General features: G+C 72.6%; 13 protein-coding genes. 7 read left to right on the plus strand and 6 right to left on the minus strand.

Features of this window, described 5'->3' with window-relative positions:
- Positions 1–9 precede the first annotated feature (9 nt).
- Positions 10–1,218 (plus strand): phosphatidylserine decarboxylase, encoded by a 1,209-nt coding sequence (locus tag ACOTKD_RS33680; RefSeq protein ID WP_424892801.1) that lies wholly within the window; start codon positions 10–12, stop codon positions 1,216–1,218.
- A 25-nt stretch (positions 1,219–1,243) separates the two neighbouring features.
- Complete coding sequence (locus tag ACOTKD_RS33685; protein ID WP_424892802.1) at positions 1,244–2,626, plus strand: S10 family serine carboxypeptidase-like protein; 1,383 nt, start codon at positions 1,244–1,246, stop codon at positions 2,624–2,626.
- 34 nt (positions 2,627–2,660) lie between these two features.
- Here the strand turns inward: ACOTKD_RS33685 and ACOTKD_RS33690 are convergent, their stop codons facing one another.
- Together ACOTKD_RS33690 and ACOTKD_RS33695 are read right to left on the minus strand one after the other, a co-directional pair.
- On the minus strand, positions 2,661–3,998 hold the full coding sequence (locus tag ACOTKD_RS33690; protein WP_424892804.1) for a cytochrome P450: 1,338 nt from the start codon (positions 3,996–3,998) through the stop codon (positions 2,661–2,663).
- A gap of 54 nt (positions 3,999–4,052) precedes the next feature.
- Positions 4,053–5,099: a type III polyketide synthase gene (locus tag ACOTKD_RS33695; RefSeq protein WP_424892805.1), complete on the minus strand. Its 1,047-nt coding sequence runs from the start codon at positions 5,097–5,099 to the stop codon at positions 4,053–4,055.
- A gap of 169 nt (positions 5,100–5,268) precedes the next feature.
- Here ACOTKD_RS33695 and ACOTKD_RS33700 point away from each other — a divergent pair, with 169 nt between their 5' ends.
- Entirely contained in the window at positions 5,269–6,111 is an 843-nt protein-coding gene (locus ACOTKD_RS33700) for a GNAT family N-acetyltransferase (RefSeq protein ID WP_424892806.1), read from the plus strand.
- A gap of 55 nt (positions 6,112–6,166) precedes the next feature.
- Here the strand turns inward: ACOTKD_RS33700 and ACOTKD_RS33705 are convergent, their stop codons facing one another.
- The 3 genes from ACOTKD_RS33705 to ACOTKD_RS33715 all read right to left on the minus strand — a co-directional run bounded on the left by ACOTKD_RS33705 (position 6,167) and on the right by ACOTKD_RS33715 (position 8,938).
- Positions 6,167–6,595, minus strand: a complete 429-nt coding sequence (locus ACOTKD_RS33705) for a hypothetical protein (protein ID WP_424892807.1) — start codon at positions 6,593–6,595, stop codon at positions 6,167–6,169.
- 17 nt (positions 6,596–6,612) lie between these two features.
- On the minus strand, positions 6,613–8,295 hold the full coding sequence (gene ctaD / locus ACOTKD_RS33710) for a cytochrome c oxidase subunit I (RefSeq protein WP_424892808.1): 1,683 nt from the start codon (positions 8,293–8,295) through the stop codon (positions 6,613–6,615).
- Between the two features lie 97 nt (positions 8,296–8,392).
- Complete coding sequence (locus tag ACOTKD_RS33715; RefSeq protein WP_424892809.1) at positions 8,393–8,938, minus strand: hypothetical protein; 546 nt, start codon at positions 8,936–8,938, stop codon at positions 8,393–8,395.
- A gap of 177 nt (positions 8,939–9,115) precedes the next feature.
- On the opposite strand from ACOTKD_RS33715, the gene ACOTKD_RS33720 reads away from it, so the two are divergent.
- Together ACOTKD_RS33720 and ACOTKD_RS33725 are read left to right on the plus strand one after the other, a co-directional pair.
- The gene (locus ACOTKD_RS33720) at positions 9,116–10,276 is read left to right on the plus strand and encodes a PP2C family protein-serine/threonine phosphatase (RefSeq protein WP_424892810.1); all 1,161 of its coding nucleotides are present in this window, start codon (positions 9,116–9,118) and stop codon (positions 10,274–10,276) included.
- 144 nt (positions 10,277–10,420) lie between these two features.
- The gene (locus tag ACOTKD_RS33725; protein ID WP_424892811.1) at positions 10,421–13,528 is read left to right on the plus strand and encodes a patatin-like protein; all 3,108 of its coding nucleotides are present in this window, start codon (positions 10,421–10,423) and stop codon (positions 13,526–13,528) included.
- A 43-nt stretch (positions 13,529–13,571) separates the two neighbouring features.
- Here ACOTKD_RS33725 and ACOTKD_RS33730 read toward each other — a convergent pair whose 3' ends face one another.
- Entirely contained in the window at positions 13,572–14,228 is a 657-nt protein-coding gene (locus tag ACOTKD_RS33730) for an HAD-IA family hydrolase (RefSeq protein WP_424892812.1), read from the minus strand.
- A 117-nt stretch (positions 14,229–14,345) separates the two neighbouring features.
- On the opposite strand from ACOTKD_RS33730, the gene ACOTKD_RS33735 reads away from it, so the two are divergent.
- Both ACOTKD_RS33735 and ACOTKD_RS33740 read left to right on the plus strand, forming a co-directional pair.
- Entirely contained in the window at positions 14,346–15,152 is an 807-nt protein-coding gene (locus tag ACOTKD_RS33735) for a nucleotidyltransferase (RefSeq protein WP_424892813.1), read from the plus strand.
- Positions 15,153–15,309: 157 nt separating this feature from the next.
- Positions 15,310–16,203, plus strand: coding sequence for a hypothetical protein (locus tag ACOTKD_RS33740; RefSeq protein WP_424892814.1), 894 nt, complete (start codon positions 15,310–15,312; stop codon positions 16,201–16,203).
- The last annotated feature ends 27 nt before the right edge of the window (positions 16,204–16,230 follow it).

Here is a 16,230-nt window from a genome sequence, read left to right on the forward strand (position 1 = left end):
AGACCGGACGTGACGCAGGGACACGAGCAGTATTCAGGGACCATCAACGATTTCATCAGCAAGATCACCACGTGGTACGAGGAGAACCACGACGATTTCAGGAAGCTGTACGACGAGGCGATCGCCCACGTGGTGCCGTGCCCGGTCGAGAAGTCGGACCCCGTGTACTTCGACTGGCAGAAGGGGAACATCGACACCCTCTGCCGGTTCTTCAGGGACTGGTACAACTGGGAGTCGGGCGTGAAGGACGGGCTGACCTACATCGAGAAGTTCAGCTGGCTCAACTACGAGAACCAGCACGGCATGTACTTCGTGACCTCCGGCCCGGGGCGCGAGATGACCGCCGACTTCACGCACCTGCAAGGCGTGCAGATGGACTCGGAGGATTCGAAGCCGCTCATCAAGAAGTGGATCGAGGAGCTCGGTCCGAAGCGCATGGACGACTACAAGGTCGAGGACTGGCAGAACTTCAACGCGTTCTTCATCCGGGAGATCAAGGAGGGCAGGCGGCCGGTCGAAGCCAAGGACGACCCGACCGTGGTGGTCGCCCCGGCCGACTGCGTCATCAACATGATCGTCGATGAGCTGGGGGAGCTGACGCGGATCCCGGTCAAGAACGTGACCATGAACGTCGGCCAGCTGCTCGACGAGTCCGTCTACGCCGGCAAGTTCATCGGTGGCACCGCGGTCTCGTGCATCTTGATGCCCGACAGCTACCACTGGTACCACGCCCCGGTGGCGGGCGAGGTGGTGGAGGCCCGCGACGACATCGGCGGCGCCTACTACGGGATCCGGAACTTCCCCGACCTGCTCGACAACGGGGACGTCGGCTACGGCTACGACTACGCCGACTTCATCGACTTCCGCCGGGGATACCTCATCATCAAGACGCTCTACCTGGACGCCTCCGGAGGACCGGCCGGCGAGGGCTACGTCGCGCAGGTGCCCGTCGGCCTCAACTCCATCGCGTCCGTGAACTTCCTGCCCAAATTCAAGGGCGAGCTCCCGGTCCCGGTGGACAAGGGGGAGCGGATCGGGAACTTCATGTACGGAGGGTCGCTGAACATCCTGCTGTTCGAGAAGGGCCGCTTCCCCGCGGTGCAACTGCTCCAGGGACAGCGCATCGGAGTGCTGGAGGACGACCCGGAGAAGACGGCCACGCGGTTCCCCCGCTCCCGCCACACGCAGCAACGGCGGCCCGGCCCCCTGGCTCCCTGACCCCGCGCCGAACGGAAGGCGAACCATGTCCGCAGACCTCGTCACCTCGATCCCGGCGAACCTCTTCAACTCCCGGTCCATAGACGTGAAGACGCGCTCCTACGCCGGGCACGTCCACATCGGCAGCACGGAGCACCCGGGGACCGCGAACCACCTCTTCTACTGGTTCTTCGAGAGCCAGACCTGCAACCCGCACGTCGCCGTCCACGACCAGCAGGAGCTGATCAGCGCGACGCCGCTGCTGATCTGGCTCAACGGCGGGCCCGGCGCCTCCTCGCTGCTGGGGCTCTTCCTGGAGAACGGGCCGCTGACCATCGGCGACGACGCCGCCGGGACGGTCTCGGTCACCTCCAGCACCTGGAACCAGGAGGCCCACGTCGTCTTCTGGGACCAGCCCGTCGGCACCGGATACAGCTACTCCGACGTCGGGGAGTACGTCCAGGACGAGAAGACCCTGGCCCGCATGTTCCGCGAGGGACTGGAGAAGTTCTTCGGCCTCCACCCGGAGTACGCGCAGTGCCCGCTGTATGTCTGCGGCGAGAGCTACGCCGGCAAGTACGTGCCGGCGATCGCCCTGGAGATCGACGAGCACAACCGCCGCAACGCGGACGGGCGGCGGATCAACCTCAAGGGGATATCCGTCGGCAACGGCTGGATCAGGCCCGAGCTGTCGATCCGCGTCCTGATCGACTACGCGTACACGACCGGGTTCCTCGGCATCAGCCAGAAGAAGTCCCTCTACGCGGCCTACGACGTGTACCAGGAGGCCCTCGCCAAGGGGAAGATGGCCAAGGCCACCAAGCTCGGCAACGACCTGGTGAACGCGGTCCTGGCCCACGGGGGGAACTTCGACCTCTACGACGTGCGGCGCTGGGACGACCTGCCCATGGGCGCGCTGCGCGCCTACCTGGGCAGCGAGGCCGTGAAGGACGCCCTGCACGTCCCCCAGGACGTCACCTGGGAGTGCGCCGACAACGACGGCCCGGTGGCCGAGTGGCTGGTGAACGACAACATGAGGGACTGCTCAGCGGACTACGCCGAGGTCCTCGCCGGGGGCTACAAGACCCTCCTCTACACCGGGAACTTCGACACCGCGTGCGGGTACCGGTCCACCGAGGAGATCCTCGACGACCTCATGGAGAAGAAGGGCGAGCACGAGCACGCGGAGTGGCGCAACGCTCCCCGGCTGATCTGGACGCAGGCGCAGGGCAACCCGAAGGGGTTCGTCCGCCGCCACGGGAACCTGACGCAGGTCAGCGTTCCCGGCTCCGGGCACCAGGTCCCGGCGTTCCAGCCGGAGATCTGCCGGGAGATGCTCTACAACTGGCTCTTCGACCGGCCCTTCCCCGGCTACGACCCCCAGCAGCTGCCCAAGCAGCGCAACGGCGCCGGCGCCCGGAAGGGATGAACCCGTCCGGCCGGCGGGCCCCCGGGCGACAGCCCTACCCGGGGGTCCGCGGGGTCACGGTCATGCGGATGTCGTCGGCCGCCCACAGGACGAACCGTTCGACCGGGGTCACCTCGTGTCCCGGCACGGGGCGGAACCGGAAGCGCTTGAGGAGCACGGCCAGCACCAGCTCGGCCGTGACCATGGCCAGGCCGGCGCCCTCACAGCTGCGCGGCCCGATCCCGAAGGGGACGTAGGCCAGCCGGGGCCGCCCGGCCTCCTCCTCCGGGCTGAAGCGCTCGGGCCTGAACCGCTCGGGCTCGGGCCAGTGCTGCGGGTTCATGTGGACGGCCCGGAAGGGGTAGAAGACCGTCGTTCCGGCGGGGATGTCGTAGCCGCCCAGGGCGAGGGGCTCGGTCGTCTCCCGCGCGCCGTAGGGGCCGGGCGGGTACAGCCGCATCGTCTCCTTCAGGACCATGTCCAGGTACGTGAGCCGTCGCAGGTCCGCATACGCGGGCGCGGGGCGGTCACCGAGCACGCGGTCCAGCTCGGCGGCGGCGCGTTCGGCGGCTTCGGGGTGCCGGCCCAGCAGGTGCAGGGTCCACGAGACGGCGACGCCGGTGGTGTGATGGGCGGCCAGCATCGCCACCATGACGGTGTCACGGATCCGCGCGGGCCGCTCACCCGCCTCGACGAGCGCCCCGATCAGGTCGCTCCGGTCCGTGCGGGGCCCGCGGCTGCCGGAGCGGTGGGCCGCGACGGCCCGGTCGACCGTCGTGCGCAGGTGGGCGAGGGACTGCCGGGCCCGCTCGGCGCGCTCCTCCTCCGAGCCCGCGGCCGGCACGTGGTAGAGCCGCCCCAGGTGTTCGGTGAGCACGTCCTCGAAGGCGGTGACGACGCCGGCGGGGTCGGCGACCTCGCCGCCCAGCGCGTACTCGCAGATCATCCGCAGGGACAGCGCGGTGAGGTCCTTCTGCAGTTCCACGGGTTCCTCGCCGGCCCGCCCGGCCCAGCGGTCGGCGAGTGCCGTCGCCAGCGCGGTGAACCGCGCGAAGTGCCGTTCGTGGGACGGCCGCCCCGCCAGCACCGACAGCAGCAGACGCCGCCACGGGCCGTGTTCACCGGCCGGCATCACCTGCAGGTTGCCCGTCTCGAACAACGGGGCGAGGAACGCGAAGAGCCGTTCCGGCCGCTTGTCGATGCGCGCCGTGGCCTCCAGCAGCACGGGGTCGGCGACCGACACGGCCGTGCCCGCCTCGGCTCCCGGGAGCTGGAAGCGCACGACGGGCCCGTACTCGGCGTGCAGCTGCAACTGGTAGGCGTGCAGGCCGCCCGCCGCGGCGATGGCACCGAGGCCACCGTCCTCCTGGCGCGCGGGACCGGGGATGTCCATGACGGATCCTCCTAGCCGTAGCCCTGTCCGGGGCCCGAGGGGCCGGGCGCCAAGTTACGCCGTGACCCAGGTGCCGGCCACCGCCACCGTGGTGACGCCGGGGCCGAAGGCGATGACCAGGCCCTTGGCTCCGGGGCGCGGCGGGGCGGCGAAGGTCTGCGCCAGGACGTCGAGGACGACGACGCTCGCGGTGTTGCCCCGCCGGGCGAGGGAGTTCTCGCTGAGCTCGAACATCGCGGGCGGAATGCCCAGCCCCTTGCTCACCTCGTACATGATCCGGGGGCCGCCCGTGTGGCTGACCAGGAAGTCGGGCTGCGGCGCGAGGACGGACGTGCCGGCGCGCAGCCACGCTTCGAGGAGCGGCATCGACCCGGCCACGACGCGGGATATCCGCGGGTCGGTGTCGAAGTGGAAGCCGAGTTCGTCGACGTCGTAGGAGATGTGCCGCAGCGTGTCCGGGGCGAGGTCCTCGTACGCGGCGTCGAGCCGCAGTCCGGGCCGGTCGTCGCGGACCACGCAGGCCGCTGCCGCATCGCCGAAGAGGGCGGTCGAGACGAACGAGGCGATGCGGTCGTCGCCCGGCTGGTAGGAGAGGGAGCACAGTTCGACCGCGACGATCAGGGTGACGGACCCCGGGTGGGCCAGGGACAGTTCCCGGGCGCGTGCGAGGGCGTAGGCCCCGCCGGCGCAGCCGGCCTGGGTGAAGGCCAGCCGCCGGGCGTCGCGCCGTAAGCCGAGCCGGCCCGCGATGTGCGCGTCCAGCCCGGGGAGGAGGTAGCCGGTGCAGGAGACCAGCAGGAGGTGGTCGACCTCGTCCGGCGCGGTGTCCGCTTCGGCGAGGGCGCGTTCCGCGGCGCTGACGCCCAGTTCGGTGCCGGCCGCGGCGTAGCGGCGCATGCGTTCGCCGAAGGTCCTCGGGCTCGTCACGGTGTCGAAGGGATCTATGAGCGATCTGGTGCGTACCGAGGTGTTGCGCATGAGGCCGAGGGCGGACCGGATCCTGGGGTGGCCGGCGTGCAGCTTCGCCATGTGGGCGACGACCTCGTCGAGGGTGGCGGAGTGCTCGGGCAGGCTCAAGGCGGGACGGCAGACGATGGACACGCTTCTCCTCGCTCCGGCTGACTTCGAAAGGATCAAGCTCCACCGCGAGCCAACCACGGGTGGTTCGGCCGCGTCACCTGAAGGAGTGTTACAAGATCCTTACGTCCGCGCGCTCGTGCACGGCGAAATGCGGTGGCGTGGTACGTGGCCGGCGGCTTGGATGCTCGGCGTGAACTCTGCGCAACATGATGATCGTCGTGAACTGCTGGCCCGGCTGGAGCGGTACTACGACGCGGTGCCCCGCTCGGGCGCCCGTACCGAGGACTTCGGGCCGCTGACCCTGTTCGTCCGCGAGGGCGAAGGCTGGCCCTTCTACGCACGCCCCGCTCCGGGCCGGTCCGGGGACGTGACCGCATGCGACGTGGCCCGGGTCCGCGCCCGCCAGCGGGAACTGGGCGTCCCGGAGAGCTTCGAGTGGGTCGCCGAGACCACGCCGTCGCTGCGGGCCGCGGCCGAGGAGGCGGGGCTCACGGTGCACGAGCACCCTCTGATGGCGCTCGGCCCGGACGCCCCGCTCCCCGCCGTGCCCGAGCCGGCCGCAGGGATGGAGCTGCGGACGGTCGGGCCGGACGACCCCGTGCTGCCGAGCGCGCTCGCCGTCCCCCACCTGGCCTTCGCCGAACCGGGCACCCGGGTCGGCGTGGCCGGCGCGGCGGAGCTGCGTGAGGCGGTGCGCGGCATCGCCGGGGACGGGTCGGTGGACCGGATGGCGGCCCGCATCGTGGCGGGGCTGACGTGCGTCGCCGCCGCGATCGAGGACGGCATGGCGGTGTCCGCCGGTCAGCACCAGCCGGTCGGTGCGGTCAGCGAGATCGTCGCGGTGGGGACCCTCCCGGCCGCGCGCCGCCGCGGCCTCGGGCAGGCGGTCACGGCGGCGCTGCTGGCCGACGCCCGGTCGCGGGGCGTGGAGACCGTCTTCCTGTCGGCGGGGGACGAGGACGTCGCCCGGATCTACGCCCGCGTCGGCTTCCGCCGTGTGGCCACGGCCCTGATCGCGGAGCCCGCCGCGTAGCGCGGAGGGGGCGCCCGGCTGATCGCCCGGTCCCGCCCCGGTCCCGCTGCCGGGGTCAGCCGAAGGGCCCGCGGAGGGCGGTGAGGACGGGTGCGGCGGCCAGGGCGAGGAGGGTCCAGGCGACGAGGACCCGGCGGGGGGTCCCGGCGCGGGAGGCGGGCGGGGCCGGCGGGAGGGCCGACCAGCAGCGTTCCGTCTCCCGTTGCTCCCGCACGCGTTGCGCCCGGGCCCGGGACCTCAGCAGGATCCCCGCCGCGGCGCCGCCGCCCGCCACGGCGGCCGGGGCCTGCCAGGGCACCGGGGCGAACAGCAGCAACCCGGCCGCGGCGAGGGCCGCCCACGCGGTGACGCAGGCCCAGGCGGCCAGGCGCCCGGAACGCGGCCGGTCGTCGCCGGCGCGGAGGTCCGCGACGGCGGGCAGGTACCAGGCGCTGCCCGCGAGGCAGACCGCCGTCGTTCCGACCGCCAGGACGGTGTGGGACATGGGTGCCCTCCCGAGGGTCAGTGCCGTGCCGTTTCGAGCGCGGCGACGTCGGCGTGGTGCAGGTCGAACGCGGGGGATTCGGAGCGGATGCGCGGCAGCGAACGGAAGTTGTGCCGCGGCGGCGGGCAGGACGTGGCCCACTCCAGGGAGCGGCCGTAGCCCCACGGGTCGTCGGCCTCGACCTTCTTGCCGTATTTGGCGGTCTTCCAGATGTTGTACATGAACGGAAGGAGCGACAGGCCCAGCAGGAAGGAGCTGATGGTCGAGATGGTGTTCAGCGCGGTGAAGCCGTCGGCGGCCAGGTAGTCCGCATAGCGGCGCGGCATGCCCTGGGCACCGAGCCAGTGCTGCACCAGGAACGTGCCGTGGAAACCCACCGTGAGCGTCCAGAACGTGACCTTGCCGAGGCGTTCGTCCAGCATCTTGCCCGTGAACTTCGGCCACCAGAAGTGGAATCCGGCGAACATGGCGTAGACGACCGTGCCGAAGAGCGTGTAGTGGAAGTGCGCGACGACGAAGTACGAGTCGGAGACGTGGAAGTCCAGCGGGGGCGCGGCCAGGATGACGCCGGTCAGGCCGCCGAAGACGAACGTGACCAGGAAGCCGGTGGCCCACAGCATCGGGGTCTCGAAGGACAGCGAGCCCTTCCACATGGTGCCGATCCAGTTGAAGAACTTCACACCGGTCGGGACCGCGATCAGGAAGGTCATGAAGGAGAAGAACGGCAGCAGCACGCCGCCCGTGACGTACATGTGGTGCGCCCACACCGTCACCGACAGGCCGGCGATCGAGATCGTGGCCGCGATCAGGCCCCAGTAGCCGAACATCGGCTTGCGGGAGAAGACCGGGACGACCTCGGAGATGATGCCGAAGAACGGCAGCGCCAGCACGTAGACCTCGGGGTGGCCGAAGAACCAGAAGAGGTGCTGCCACAGCAGCGCGCCGCCGTTGGCCGGGTCGAAGACGTGCGAGCCGAATTTGCGGTCCATCTCCAGGGCGAACAGCGCGGCCGCCAGCACCGGGAAGACGAGGAGGATCAGGACGGCGGTCAGCAGGACGTTCCACGTGAAGATCGGCATGCGGAACATCGTCATGCCGGGCGCGCGCATGCAGATGATGGTGGTGATGAAGTTGACGGCGCCGAGGATGGAGCCGAAGCCGGACAGGGCCACCCCCATGATCCACATGTCGGCGCCGACGCCGGGGGAGTGCACCGCGTCCGACAGCGGCGCGTACGCGAACCAGCCGAAGTCCGCGGCGCCCTGCGGGGTGAGGAAGCCGGCCGCCGCTATCAGGGAGCCGAAGAGGAAGAACCAGTAGGCCAGCATGTTCAGCCGGGGGAACGCCACGTCGGGCGCGCCGATCTGCAGCGGCATGAGCCAGTTCGCGAATCCGGTGAACAGCGGCATCGCGAACAGCAGCAGCATCACCGAGCCGTGCATCGTGAACGCCTGGTTGAACTGCTCGTTCGACAGGATCTGCGTGCCGGGGCGGGCGAGTTCCGCCCGCATGAGCAGGGCCATGAGGCCGCCGACGAGGAAGAACGCGAACGCCGAGACGAGGTAGAGCGTCCCGATCTTCTTGTGGTCGGTGGTCGTCAGCCAGTCCACCACCGCGCTGCGGGGCGCCCTGACGGCTCCTCCGCCGGCCGTGGGGTGCCCGTCCGCGGACACCCCTTCCTTCGTACCCACCGTGTCCACTGGTCGGGGACCTCCGTGCTCGTGCTGCTGAAGACGGCGGCCGGGAAGGGCTCTGTGTGAGGGGGAGCCGTTGCTCTTCCCGGCCGCCGTCACATGATCAGCCGCGCCGGCAGGGCACCGGAGGGGCCGGACAGGCCTTGGAACGAGGGCCGTTGGTCCCTGATTGCGGGGCCGCGGGCGTCCGGACGGCGCTGGAGGGCCAGAAGACCGTCACGGGGATGCCGCGGGCGCGGGCGAAGGCCACGAGGTGCGCCGTGGCGTCCCGCCCGTCGGACGGCGAACCGTCCCAGAGCGCCACCACCTGCCGGCAGGACTTGATGAGCTGCTCGTCGGCGCTCACGGAGGCGTCGCGGTCGGCCGGGTCGTACGGCAGCAGCCGCACGTGCTCGGCCAGCACCAGCAACTCCCCGGCCGCGGCCCGGTCGTACGCGGGAAGCGCGGCCGCGCCCGGCGCGGGCGCGGGCAGCAGGACGACGAGCTTGCGGCCCGCCTCCCGCACCGCCCGCCCCACCACCAGGGGCAGGCCCGCTCCGGCCCGCACCAGGACCGATGCCCCCGTGGTGCGGCGCTCCAGCAGATCGCGCAGGTCGGCGGCGAGCGACGTGCCCGCGGCCAGGTCCCGGTGCCCCACCACAGCGATCACCAGTCGACTCCGTTCACTCGATTCACTCGATGCAGGGACGGCACACCCGGCCGTCCCGCCAGGAGATCGTCCGGAGCGCCCGGCCGGAAAGGGCCGAACGGCCCTGATCACCGGGGCGGGTGGCCGTCCCGCACCTGCTGAGTGGACGGCCGGGACGCCACGGCGCAGCCTGGAGCTATGGGGTCGCTCATCCGCTCGCCTCCCCGGCCGGGAGCGGGCGCCCTCGGCCGGGGGCTGTTCCTGCTGGGGCAGTGCCTTCCGTTCGCGCTCGCCCTGATCGTGGTGGGCATCGAGTTCTCCCCCGCGCACTTCCTGTACACCGGCCCCCTCCTCGTCGCGACCCCGGCGCTGGCCGCCGTCACCATGGGCCCTCCGGGCACCCTCGCGGCGGCCGCACTCGCGGCGCTCGTGAGCGTGTGCACCGCGACGTACAACCAGGCCTGGGGCAGCCAGCAGGTCTACACCAACTTCCTGGCCCTCTTCCTGGTGTCGGCCGCGAGCGTCACGACGAGTAGCGCCGTGCGCACGCGCAGGCAGAACGAGCTGGACCAGGTGCGCCGCATCGCCACGACGGCCCAGGAGGTCATCCTGCGGCCCGTCCCCGACCGGCTCGGCACGGTCCGCGCGGCCAGCCTGTACCTGGCGGCCGAGAAGGGCGCGCAGATCGGCGGCGACCTGTACGAGGCCGTGCAGACCCGGTACGGGATCCGGCTGCTCGTGGGGGACGTCCGGGGAAAGGGCCTGCCCGCCGTGCGCGCCGCCGCGGCCGTGCTGGGCGCGTTCCGGGAGGCCGTGCACTACGAGGACGACCTGGCGGAGGTCATGGACCACTGCATGGCCTCGCTGCGGCGCGAGTGCGCCGTACCGGGCGCGTTCAGCGAGGAGGCGCTGGCGGAGGGCTTCGTCACCGCGCTCGTGGCCCAGGTGCCGGACGGGCCCGTCGTCGAAGTCGTCAACCGCGGCCATCCGCCCCCGCTCCTGCTGCACGAGGGCAAGGCGCGCGCCCTCATGCCCGCCTCCCCGCAGCCGCCGCTCGGCCTGGAGGACCTCATCATCGGCGTCTCCGAGGCGGAGACCTTCCCCTTCGGCCCCGGCGACCGCCTGCTCCTGCACACCGACGGCGTGATCGAGGCCCGTGACCACGACGACGGGTTCTTCCCCCTGGCCGAAGCCATGGAAGCGGTCCATACCCGCGCCCGCACCCCGCAGGAGTTCCTCGACCGGCTGCACGAGGCCCTGCTCCGGCACACCGAGGGCCGCATGGCCGACGACGCGGCGATGCTCCTCGTCGACCGGTGCGAGGACGCCGGTCATCCCGCCGGCGCGGTGGCCGACTGACCCGCCGCGTTCGTCCTCCTCCTCGCACGTGTACGGGGCCCGTACGGAAATCACCCGACTGCCCGGGCGACGATCAGGCCCGCCGCACCGGCGGCGTGCTGAGCTGGGAGCGCGCAGAGTCCGGGCGAGCGCCAGGGAGAGACCGTGACGGACGCCGACGACATCGACCGGCAGGACATCCGGGTGGCCGTCGTCATGAACGGCGGCGTGAGCCTGGCCGTGTGGATCGGCGGAGTCGCCGCCGAACTCCACCACCTGGCCATGGCCCGCCGGTGGGACCGGGCGGTCTACCGGCCGCTCCTCGACCTCCTGCACGCCGACGCACGGGTGGACGTCATCGCCGGTACCTCCGCCGGCGGCCTCAACGGCGCGTTCCTGGCCCTGGGCCTGGCCCGCGAACGGGACATCGGCTCCCTCTGCGGCCTGTGGCGGGACAAGGGCGACCTGACGGAGCTCCTGCAGCACCCGCTCCGCCGCCGGGTGCCCTCGCTCCTGAAGGGCGACTACTTCCTCGACGAGCTCCGCAAGGCCCTGCGCCGCGTCCTGGCGTCGCCTCCCCCCGCCGGCACCGGCAACGGGCAGCCCGCCGCCGACCGGCCCGTGGAGCTCATCCTCACGGGCACCCTCTGGCGCGGCCGCAAGAGCCCCTTCTGCGACGACATGGGCGTACGGATCACCGAGACCGACCACGACGCCCGGTTCCTGTTCACCACGGACGGCGTGGGCCCGGACCCGGCCGGCGACCTCCGCGAAGACGGGGTCGTCGACCGCCTCGCCGTCGCCGCACGCTGTTCCTCCTCCTTCCCGGCGGCGTTCGCACCGCAGTGGGTGAAGGTGTCCCTGGAGGAGGGCCCGGCCGAGGGGCCCTGGGTGTCGACGGCGGGCCGCGCCACCTTCCGCACCTCGCAGCACGTCGTCGACGGCGGCATCCTGCTCAACAAGCCGATCCGGCCCGCCCTGGAGGCCGTCTACCGCCAGTCCGCGCAACTGCAGGTCCGCCGGCTCCTGACCTACGTCGTCCCCGACCCGGGGGAGGAACCGGCAGCGGCCCCCTCCGCACCGGAACCCTCCGGGAGCGAGCCCCCGCCGCCCGACGCCCCCGACGTCCTCCTCGGCGTGCTGACCCGGCTGAGGGCCACCGACTCCGTCTCCCGCGAACTGACCGAGATCCGGGACCGCAACCGCGACGTCCGGCAGCGGCGCCGCGCCCGGGACCGCCTGGCGTCCGCCCTGACCGCCGGGGCGGAGACGCTGTCCGAGGCGGCCTGGCAGGGCTACGTGGAGGTCCGGGTGCAGTACGCCGCCGAGACCATCGCCCGGTGGACGGCCGCGGGCCAGCCCCCGGCGCGCGCGGACCGGTGGAGCGCACGGCAGATCGCGGACTGCCTGCGCCCCGTGCTCGACGACAGGCGCACGCAACCGGAATCGTTCATCCCGCGCGGGGACTCCACCGCCGGGGCGGTGAACCGGACCGGCGCCGAGTGGGACTGGGGGCAGACCACCGTCCGCAGGCTGCGGGACCTCACCGTCGACGTCCTCAAGAGGGCCGTCTGGCTCGCGCCGACGGGCTCACCGCAGCGCGCCGCGATCATCGCCCAACGCGAGCGCGCGAGCGAGCTGTTCAAGGACATCCAGGCCGACTGGAGCGACCTGGAGGCCCACTGGACCGCCGCGGGAGCCGGCCTGCCGCCCTGCACGTACGACACGCTCGGCCGGGCGACGCCGGACAGCCTCCGCGCCCTGACGGCATGGCTGCGCGAGGCCCTCGCCGACCGGGACGGCTCCGCGGAAGCCGGGTCGCCCGCCTTCGCGGCACGGCGGGAGCGGTGGTACGCCCAGGCACGGAACCTCGCCGGCTGCCTGGAGAACAGCGCGACCGCCCTGCGGGACGTCGCCCGCACCGGGAACGCCGTCGTCGACCTCGAGGGCACCGAGCGGGAACGCCTGCAAGCGCTGACAGGCTTCCTGCTCGGCCCGGACGGGACGGGCGTCCTGCCCCGGATGCTCCGCCTGGACGTCGTGCAGGAGGCGTACGGCGGTGCTCACGGCGACGCCGAACAGGAGGTCGAGCTGGTCCAGGTCTCGTCGCACCACCCCGATCTGGTCACGGGCAAGCAACTGCACCACTTCGGCGCCTTCTACCGCGCGTCGTGGCGGGTCAACGACTGGATCCACGGCCGCCTGGACGGCGCGGCGCACCTGGTGCGGATCCTGCTGTCGGCCGAGCGGCTGCGGCAGGTATGGGCCCGTGAGGAGGCCGGCGCCGCGGCCGGCGCGGCCGACCGCCTCGTGGAGATGCTCCGCGACTGCGCCCTCGACGGCGCCGAACCGGACGACCGGGCCTGGCTGGAAGAGATCTGGCGGCAGCAATACGCCTCCGCCTGCAAGGACTTCGTCCGGGAACGGATCGTCCCCGCCGCGCCGGCCCCCGCGGCCGCGGGCGGCGGCGTGCAGGACGACCCCCGGCTGGGCCTGTGCGTCGAGGCCGTCACCCGTGCCCTCCACACCCGGATCCTCCGGCAGGAGCTGCCCGCACTGGCCGACGCGGTCCGCGCGGAGGGCGACGGCAGGCCCGCGGGCAGCACCAAGTGGCTCGCGGGGTACGACGCGGCGACGGCCGGCGCCGAAGCGGCCGGCCGGACCGTCCCGCCGACGGCGGTGTGGCAGCTGTGGGGGAGCGCCCACCTGATCGGCAGCCAGCGGATCGGCGAGGAGGCCGGCGGCGACCTCCTCGCCAACACGGCGGCGCAGGCCGCCGCCGTCACCGCCGGCGCCTTCGGCACGCTGTCGCGCGTCAAGGCGGTCGGCGCGGTGCTCGGCGCGCTCCGCGGCTACACCCTCGCCGTGTGGGCCATGGTCCGGTTCCTGACCCGCCCCGACAACTTCGGCAACCGCGTGGTGCAGCTGACCGTGGCCGCCGGGGCCGTCCTGCTGGCCGTGGCCCTGTTCGTCCCCGGCCTGCCGGTGGTCTTCACGCTGGCCGGAGTGCTCCTGCTCCTCGCGGGCTGGTCGGCCGCCGCGCTGCTGACCCGTGACACGCGCCGCGTGGGCCGCAGACTGGCCGTCGCCACGGGGCTGGTCGCCCTCGTCGCCGCGGGCTACGTCTACACCCGCCTGCACGACGCGCACGCGCGGGAAGGACTGTGGAGCCTGGCGGTCAAACTCGGCGCCGCGCTCCTCGTCGTCCTCCTGGGCATCTTCCTCGCCCGCACCCCCGAGCCCCGGTCCGCCGCGCGGCACCGGAACGAATGAGGGCCCCGCAGCGGCCCTTCCGGCCCGCTGCGAGCAGCGGCCTTCAGCCGATGGTGATCTCCAGTTCGCCGGTCCCGGTGACCCGGGCGGAGAGGGCGGTGAGGTCGGCGACCGTGGCGTCCGCGTCGAGCTCGTCCGGGTGGTGCGTCGTCGTCAGGGCGATCGTCGCCATGCCGGCCGCGCGTCCGGCGGTCAGACCCGCAGGCGCGTCCTCGACGACGACGCAGCGGGCCGGGTCGAAACCGAGGCGCTCGGCCGCCAGGAGGAACGGCTCCGGGTGGGGCTTGTAGCGGGTGATGTCGTCGTCCGACGTGATGAGGAACTTGGGGTGGATGCCCACCTGGTTGAGGCGGGTCTCGGCCACGCGCCGGCTGCTGGAGGTCACCACGGCCCAGCGGTCCTGCGGCAGCGAGGCCAGCAGCGCGACGGCGCCCGGCACGGGCACGACGCCGCCGGCGAGCGCGTCGGCCACCTCCGCGTCGACCAGGCGGCGGAGCCCTTCGGCGACCTGATCCGCGGGCAGGAGGGCGGCGGCGATCTCGGCGGCCGGGCGGCCGTGCACCTCGACGCGGGCCATGGCCTCTTCGAGCGTCATGCCGTACGACTCGACCCACCGGCTCCAGACGCGCTTGACCGACCGCAGGGAGGAAACGAGCGTCTCGTCGCTGTCGAACAGGAGGGCATCCGCCGTGCATCGCATGGCTGGGAGCGTACATGGCGTGACCATGCGGACGAGGCGGCGGGGCGGCCCCCGTCCGTCCGGCGCGCAGCAACAATCCGCTGGGCGGATCCCGGCACCACCGGGCACAGTTCCCCCATGAACGGACGAGGACTGGATCACGACGGGACGATCGCGCGCGAAGGTTCCCCGGACCGCGTGGCAGCGGCGTTCGTCCCCGTCGTGGACGCTGCGCGCGCTCGCATCGCCGGGACCTTCGACCGCACCCGGCTGCACAGCGCCTACCTCTACGGCAGCATCCCGCGCGGTACGGCCGTCCCCGGCGTCTCCGACCTCGACCTCCTGCTCGCCCTCCACGGCGAGCCCGCCGGCAGCGACCGCGCCGACGCCGCGTCGATCGAGGCGGCGCTCGACCGGGCCTTCCCCGAAATCGACGGCGCCGGCGTCCTGCTGTTCAGCACGCGTACGCTGCTGAGCGACCTCGAACGCCACGACCTCGGCTTCTTCGTCGCCTGCCTGTGCACCCCGCTGCTCGGCACCGACCTCGCCGCGCAACTACCCCGCTACCGCCCCACGTCCCTGCTCGCCCGTGAGACGAACGGCGACCTCGCCCTCGTGCTCCCGCGCTGGCGCACCCGCGCCGCCGAGGCGGCCACGGACGCCGAACGCAGGACCCTCGGCCGCGGCGTCGCCCGGCGCCTCGTACGCACCGGATTCACCCTGGTCATGCCCCGCTGGGGCGGCTGGACCAGCGATCTCGGCGAGTCCGCCGCGCTCTTCGGCCGCTGCTACCCGGAGCGCGCCGAGCAGATGCGCGTCGCCGCGGCCACGGGGCGCAGCCCCTCGGCCGACCCGGAGGTGCTCGCGATGCTCATCGACGATCTGGGCCCCTGGCTGGCCGCCGAATACACCGCCGTGCACGGGGAGAAGGCGCCGCGTCCGTGAACGGCCCGCATGCGGGCCGGGGCGGTGAGCGCGGCGCGTGACATTGTCCGCGTCGTGTTCCGGGACGGTAACGGGCTGAGGCGTGCGCGGGGCCGGGCCCGTACAGGGTGGCGAAGGCTCCGGGTCGGTCCGGGGCCCATGAGTGGGGGGAACCCTCATGTTCCGCAAGCACACCGCACTGATCGTGTCGTCGGCCGCCGTCGGAGCGCTGCTGCTCACCGGCTGCGGGGGCGGCGACGGCGACGACTCCGCCGCACCGGCCGGCCAGGCGTCCGCCGTCGCCGGCGGCAAGGCGGCCGCGGAGGCCCTGGACTTCCGCAGCGGTACCGCGAAGGCGAACAACGCCCCGGCCATGTCGGGGGACTGGGCGAACGAGCCGGGGAAGCCCGCGGTGAAGCCGGAGGCGACGCGATGGGTGCAGCTCACCGCGTCCAAGGCCGGTGCGCTGGACCCGGTGGTGGTCAACGGCGCGGGCTTCACCCTCTACCGCTTCGACAAGGACAGTGCGAATCCGTCGAAGTCCACCTGCAACGGCGCGTGCGCGACCACCTGGCCGCCGGTCCTGGTGGCACCCGGCGGCAAGGTCTTCCTCGACGGGGTCGACAAGGCGAAGGTCGGGGTGGTCAAGCGCGACGACGGCACCCGTCAGGTCACGGTCGGCGGTTGGCCCGTCTACCGCTTCAGCAAGGACACCGAGCCGGGACAGACCAACGGGCAGGGCGTCGGTGGCACGTGGTTCGGTGTGACGCCCGACGGCAAGAAGGCCGGCCAGGGAGCGGGCGGGAGCGGTGGCGGTGCCCAGGCCGGGCCCGCCACCAGCGCCGTCCTCTTCGACGAGCGCAACTTCGGCGAACCGGCCCAGGGCCTGGCGGGCAAGGGCTGCCAGAACGTCGCGCGCGACAACGTGGCGTCGTCCCTGCAGGCCCGCGGCAGCCTGAAGATCTGGTCCGAACGCAACTGCACCGGCAGGTCCAAGGTCGTGACCGGTGATGTCGCCGATCTCGCCGCGATCGGCTTCGACAACGACGTGTCCTCGGTCTTCTTCGGCTGAGCGGCCGGCCGGCCGCGGGACTGCCGG

Origin of the sequence: Streptomyces sp. XH2, from assembly GCF_049725035.1 — a bacterium.
Taxonomy (GTDB): Bacteria; Actinomycetota; Actinomycetes; order Streptomycetales; family Streptomycetaceae; genus Streptomyces; species Streptomyces roseoverticillatus.